Source organism: Pseudomonas sp. GW821-FHT12A04, assembly GCF_058807755.1.
The window spans coordinates 255398-261573 of sequence record NZ_JBXAQZ010000012.1 but is presented as its reverse complement, the minus strand read 5'-3'; the positions used below and the strand labels follow the sequence as shown (position 1 = coordinate 261573).

Genomic DNA, 6176 nt, shown 5'->3' with positions numbered 1-6176 from the left:
GTCGGGGTAAGGGGATTCGAACTCCTGACATCCTGCTCCCAAAGCAGGCGCGCTACCGGACTGCGCTATACCCCGGTTTGAAATTGGCTCCGTGACCAGGACTCGAACCTGGGACCCAATGATTAACAGTCATTTGCTCTACCGACTGAGCTATCACGGAACTACACATTTCAATTTACAACTTTGAAGCTTTACTGCGTTCTCTTCAACCCGTTCGCATCGCTGCGTTCGTGTGTCTGAGGCGCGCTATTCTACAATCTTCAGCACCTCTGTCAACCCCCTAAATTGCTTTCAAGTTAATGATTTGCAACTTATTTTGGATTCCTGCTTGGGGAGCGGAAACCCTGGCGGGTGACTTACTGCGGGGCGCACTTTACAAGCCTTTTCCTTTGAGTTCAACAGCCTAACGAAAAAAAGGCCTCGCAATGCGAGGCCTTTTCAATTTTGTTGCCGATCTGGATCAGACGAAGACGATTTCGTCGTTTTCCACCACACCATGAGCCGTGTCGCCCGGCATGAATCGACCGGACAGGATCAACTGCGCCAGCGGGTTCTCGATCCAGCGCTGGATAGCGCGCTTGAGCGGCCGTGCGCCATATACCGGGTCGTAACCAACCGCGATCAGCTTGTCCATGGCTTCAGGGCTGAGTTCAAGCTTCAGCTCACGCTCGGTCAGGCGGCTGCGCAGACGGCCCAGCTGGATCTCGGTAATGCCGGCGATCTGATCCCGCGCCAACGGCTCGAAGATCACCACTTCGTCGACCCGGTTGATGAACTCCGGCCGGAAGTGGCTGGAAATCGCATCCATCACCGCCGCGCGCTGCGCCTCACGGTCACCGACCAGTTCCTGGATCTGTACCGACCCCAGGTTGGAGGTCATGACAATCACGGTATTCTTGAAGTCCACCGTGCGGCCATGGCTGTCGGTCAGACGACCATCCTCGAGCACTTGCAGCAAGATGTTGAACACATCCGGGTGCGCCTTCTCGACTTCGTCCATGAGGATCACCGAATACGGCTTGCGACGAACGGCCTCGGTCAGGTAACCGCCCTCTTCATACCCCACATAGCCTGGTGGCGCACCGATCAAGCGAGCCACGGAGTGTTTCTCCATGAACTCGGACATGTCGATCCGCACCATCGCCTCTTCAGTATCAAAGAGGAATTCGGCCAGGGCCTTGCACAGCTCGGTTTTACCGACACCGGTCGGGCCGAGGAACATGAACGAGCCGCTTGGCCGGTTCGGGTCGGACAACCCGGCGCGGGAACGCCGCACCGCATTGGAAACCGCAACGACCGCTTCGTCCTGGCCGATCACACGCTGGTGCAACAGGCTTTCCATCTTCATCAGTTTTTCGCGCTCGCCTTCGAGCATTTTCGACACTGGAATACCGGTCCACTTCGAAACGACTTCGGCAATCTCTTCCTCAGTCACCTTGCTGCGCAGCAGCTGGTTTTCGGGTTTGCCATGCTGGTCGACCATTTGCAGGCTGCGTTCCAGGTCCGGGATCACGCCGTACTGCAACTCCGCCATGCGGTTCAGGTCGCCTTTGCGGCGGGCCGTTTCCAGCTCCTGACGGGACTGCTCGATTTTCTGCTGGATCTGCGCAGAACCCTGGACTTCGGCTTTTTCCGAGCTCCAGATTTCTTCGAGATCCGAGTATTCACGCTCTAGACGTGCGATTTCTTCCTGCAATTTTTCCAGACGCTTCTTCGCCGCGTCGTCGCTTTCTTTCTTCAGCGCCTGGGATTCCACCTTCAACTGAATCAGGCGACGCTCCAGACGGTCCAGCACTTCCGGCTTGGAGTCGATCTCCATGCGGATGCGACTGGCGGCTTCATCGATCAGGTCGATGGCCTTGTCCGGCAACTGCCGGTCAGTGATGTAGCGATGGCTGAGCTTGGCCGCGGCAATGATCGCGCCGTCGGTAATCGCCACCTTGTGGTGAACCTCATAACGCTCCTTGAGGCCACGCAGGATGGCGATGGTGTCTTCTTCGCTCGGCTCGTCCACCAGCACTTTCTGGAAACGTCGCTCGAGAGCGGCGTCCTTCTCAATGTATTGGCGGTACTCGTTGAGCGTGGTGGCGCCCACACAGTGCAGCTCACCGCGGGCCAGGGCCGGCTTGAGCATGTTGCCCGCATCCATCGAGCCTTCGCCCTTGCCGGCGCCGACCATGGTGTGCAGCTCGTCGATGAACAGAATGATCTGCCCTTCCTGCTTCGACAGCTCATTGAGCAGGGATTTCAGGCGCTCTTCGAACTCACCGCGATACTTGGCACCGGCGATCAGCGCCCCCATGTCCAGGGACAACAGGCGCTTGCCCTTGAGGCCATCCGGCACTTCGCCATTGATGATGCGCTGGGCCAGGCCTTCGGCGATGGCGGTTTTACCCACGCCAGGCTCACCGATCAGCACCGGGTTGTTCTTGGTACGACGTTGCAGCACCTGGATGGTCCGGCGAATTTCATCGTCACGGCCGATCACCGGGTCGAGCTTGCCGTCTTCGGCGCGCTTGGTCAGGTCGACGGTGTATTTATCCAGCGCCTGACGCGACTCTTCGTGGTTGGCGTCGTTTACCGCTTCGCCGCCACGCAGGTTGTTGATCGCATTTTCCAGGGCTTTCTTGCTCACGCCCTGGCCGAGCAACAGCTTGCCGAGCTTGCTGTTCTCATCCATGGCGGCGAGCAGCACCAGCTCGCTGGAGATGAACTGGTCGCCCTTCTGCTGGGCCAAGCGGTCGGCCTGGTTGAGCAGACGCGCCAGATCCTGCGACATGTTCACGTCGCCGGTCGGGTTCTGGATTTTCGGTAGCTGGTCGAGCTCTTTGGTCAGCTCTTTACGCAGGCTGTTGACGTCGAAGCCCACCTGCATCAACAGGGGCTTGATCGAACCGCCCTGCTGTTCGAGCAAGGCTTGCATCAAGTGCGCCGGCTCGATGGCCGGATGATCGAGGCCGACTGCCAGGGATTGGGCATCGGACAACGCTAACTGCAATTTGCTGGTTAAACGGTCTATACGCATGGGTCACCTTCCTTTTGAGCAGGCCGGACCTATAAAACATCCTGAATGAAGAAACCTGCCAGATACCACAATAGATGTGGTCGATTCTGGGAGTTTCAAGCGTCGGGACGTTGATGCAGGTCAGGCAAGTCTAGCGGTCGCGCCCTGCCTTACGAATACGTTCCTCTTTGGCGAGTGGCTGTTGTCGTCAGGCAAGGCGCCGCGACGAGTCATAGCCCGCTATGGCGAGGAGCGGCAACGCAGCATGACGGCAACAGACGCCGTCAAAGAGGAACAGTATTCGTGAGACAGGGCGCTACAGCCAGATCAGGGAGGCGAATCGGCCAGTGCGGGGCGCACGGCGGTAAGAAAAGAAGCGAGGATCGGTCACGGTGCAGAACCCGCCACCATAGACAGCCGTTACACCGCGAGCCGCCAGACGCAAACGCGCCAGCATATAGATGTCAGCCATGAACTTGCCGGGGTTTTGACTTGGCACGAAGGCTTCTGCGGCTTGAGGCAGTTGCTGCACGAAGGTTTCGCGCACTTCGGAGCCAACTTCAAACGCTTGTGGACCAATGGCCGGACCGAGCCACACCAATACCTCGGCAGGCGGTACCGCCAGACTGTCGAGCGTAGCTTCCAGCACACCCGCCGCCAACCCGCGCCAACCGGCATGAGCTGCCGCGACGCGAGTACCGGCACGGTCGCAAAACAGCGCAGGCAGGCAATCGGCGGTCATCGCCGCGCAGGCGACGCCCGGCGTTGATGTCCAACTGGCATCGGCAGTGTCCACCCGGCCTGGATCGGCATGGGCCACGACAATCCCGTGAACCTGCTGCAGCCAGGCCGGTTGAATGGAGAAATGATCGGTCAGACGACGGCGATTCTCGGCAACAGCTTCAGGGCTGTCGTCGACGTGATCGCCGAGATTGAGGCTGTCGAACGGCGCCAGACTAACGCCGCCCGCACGGGTGGTCACACAGGCTTTGACCCCGGCCGGCGCGGGCCAGTCAGGAATCAGCCAGTCACTCATCCGATGAACGCCTCACGGTCTTGCTTGAGCAGGGTCAGCAACCAGACGAAATCTTCCGGCAATGGCGATTCCCAGCTCATGCGCTGACCGGTGGTCGGATGATCCAGTTCCAGGAAACGCGCATGCAGCGCCTGACGCGGGAAGTTTTTCAGCGACTCGACCATGGTTGGGTTGGCGGCCGGCGGAATACGGAAACGACCGCCATAGGCAGGATCTCCGACCAACGGATAGTTGATGTGCGCCATGTGCACGCGAATCTGGTGCGTACGACCGGTTTCCAGCTTCACCCGCACATGGGTGTGGGAGCGGAAGCGTTCGAGCACACGGTAATGGCTGACGGCTTGCTTGCCACCCTCCATCACGGCCATGCGCTGGCGTTGCTGGCCGTGACGACCGATCGGCGCGTTGATCTTGCCACCGGCTGTCACCACACCGATCACGATGCACTCGTAGATCCGGCTGACGCTGCGGCTCTGCAACTGTGTAACCAGCTGCGTCTGCGCTTGAATGGTCTTGGCCACCACCATCAGACCGGTGGTGTCCTTGTCCAGGCGATGCACGATACCGGCGCGGGGCACATTGATGATGTCCGGCACGTGGTGCAGCAAGGCGTTGAGCAAGGTGCCGTCGGCATGACCGGCAGCCGGGTGCACCACCAGGCCCGCAGGCTTGTTGATCACCAGGATGTCGTCGTCTTCATAGACGATATCCAGGGCTATGTCTTGAGCGACCCATTCGCCCTGAGCTTCCTGCTCGGCAGTCAGCTCAAGGATGGCGCCGCCGTGGACGATGTCTCGCGGGCGGATAACCGCCCCATCCACAGTCAGGCGGCCGTCTTTGATCCAGGCGGAAAGGCGCGAGCGCGAGTGCTCAGCGAATAATTGTGCGGCGACTTGATCGAGGCGTTGGCCGCCCAATTCGGACGGCACCTCTGCGCGAAGTTCAATTTTATCGGACATGCTCAGACTAGGCGTCGGCACAGCCTTTGGTTTCGGCTGCGCGCTTGTGGTTAAATACGGCGTCTTTTGCCCCGAGGCTATTCAACGGGGCGCTCATCATAACAGGACGGCCACGCCCAAGACAGCGGCCGTCATAGGGACGCAAGCCGCCATGCAAGTGAAACACCTGCTGCTGATCGCCATCCTCGCATTGACCGCTGCTTGCTCATCGAAGGAAGTCGTAGACGAAAACCTCAGTGAAGTCGAGCTGTACCAACAGGCTCAAAATGACCTGGACAACAGTAGCTACACCAGTGCCATCGCCAAGCTGAAGGCTCTGGAATCGCGTTATCCGTTCGGTCGCTATGCCGATCAGGCGCAACTCGAACTCATCTACGCCAACTACAAGAACACCGAGCCAGAAGCGGCCAAGTCCGCTGCGGAACGCTTCATTCGTCTGCACCCACAGCATCCGAACGTCGATTATGCCTACTACCTCAAAGGCCTGACTTCTTTCGACCAGGACGTTGGCCTGCTGGCGCGTTTCCTGCCGCTGGACATGACCAAGCGTGACCCGGGCGCCGCCCGCGACTCCTATAACGAGTTCGCCCAGCTGACCAGCCGCTTCCCGAACAGCCGTTACGCACCGGATGCCAAGCAGCGCATGATCTATCTGCGCAACCTGCTGGCGGCCTACGAAATTCACGTGGCCGACTACTACCTGACCCGTCAGGCCTATGTCGCCGCCGCGAACCGCGGTCGTTACGTGGTGGAAAACTTCCAGGAAACCCCTTCGGTCGGCGACGGCCTGGCGGTGATGACCGAGGCCTACCAGCGCCTGCACCTGGACGAACTGGCTGCCACCAGCCTGGAAACCCTGAAGCTCAACTACCCGAACCACCCGACGCTGGTGGACGGCCAGTTCGTACCGACCGTCGCCGAAGCGGACAACCGTTCGTGGCTGAGCAAGGCGACCCTGGGCCTGATCGAGTCCCGTCCGCCTCTGCCACCAGGCGAAACCCGCGCCAACCAGGACGTACAGAGGCAGTTCCAGGACGCCAAGGACGCCATCCCGAGCGAGCTCAAGCCTAAAGACGACAATGGCGACGTGATCGAAGAAGAAAATCACGAAGCGGAAGGCAACAACAGTGACCGATCGTGGTTCAGCTACATGACCTTCGGCGTGTTCGACTGACAC

At 59.6% G+C, this 6176-nt stretch carries 4 protein-coding genes and 2 tRNA genes; 1 reads left to right on the top strand and 5 read right to left on the bottom strand.

Going from position 1 to position 6176, the window contains the following annotated elements:
* Window position 1: 1 nt before the first annotated feature.
* The 5 genes from AC1RS8_RS20255 to rluD form a co-directional block, all read right to left on the bottom strand.
* Window positions 2-75, bottom strand: a tRNA-Pro gene (locus AC1RS8_RS20255).
* A gap of 9 nt (window positions 76-84) precedes the next feature.
* Window positions 85-160, bottom strand: a tRNA-Asn gene (locus tag AC1RS8_RS20250).
* Between the two features lie 300 nt (window positions 161-460).
* Window positions 461-3025, bottom strand: coding sequence for an ATP-dependent chaperone ClpB (gene clpB, locus AC1RS8_RS20245; protein ID WP_489339244.1), 2565 nt, complete (start codon window positions 3023-3025; stop codon window positions 461-463).
* Window positions 3026-3320: 295 nt separating this feature from the next.
* The gene (pgeF, locus tag AC1RS8_RS20240) at window positions 3321-4040 is read right to left on the bottom strand and encodes a peptidoglycan editing factor PgeF (RefSeq protein ID WP_489339245.1); all 720 of its coding nucleotides are present in this window, start codon (window positions 4038-4040) and stop codon (window positions 3321-3323) included.
* Window positions 4037-4999, bottom strand: coding sequence for a 23S rRNA pseudouridine(1911/1915/1917) synthase RluD (gene rluD, locus AC1RS8_RS20235; RefSeq protein WP_008052092.1), 963 nt, complete (start codon window positions 4997-4999; stop codon window positions 4037-4039). The genes pgeF and rluD overlap by 4 nt, the downstream gene beginning before the upstream one ends.
* A gap of 151 nt (window positions 5000-5150) precedes the next feature.
* On the opposite strand from rluD, the gene AC1RS8_RS20230 reads away from it, so the two are divergent.
* On the top strand, window positions 5151-6173 hold the full coding sequence (locus tag AC1RS8_RS20230; RefSeq protein WP_150813478.1) for an outer membrane protein assembly factor BamD: 1023 nt from the start codon (window positions 5151-5153) through the stop codon (window positions 6171-6173).
* Window positions 6174-6176 lie beyond the last annotated feature (3 nt).

Bases quoted from the DNA above. Each gene is read 5' to 3' on its own strand.
- AC1RS8_RS20230 (WP_150813478.1), top strand. From the start codon at position 5,151: ATGCAAGTGAAACACCTGCTGCTGATCGCCATCCTCGCATTGACCGCT.
- clpB (WP_489339244.1), bottom strand. From the start codon at position 3,025: ATGCGTATAGACCGTTTAACCAGCAAATTGCAGTTAGCGTTGTCCGAT.
- rluD (WP_008052092.1), bottom strand. From the start codon at position 4,999: ATGTCCGATAAAATTGAACTTCGCGCAGAGGTGCCGTCCGAATTGGGC.
- pgeF (WP_489339245.1), bottom strand. From the start codon at position 4,040: ATGAGTGACTGGCTGATTCCTGACTGGCCCGCGCCGGCCGGGGTCAAA.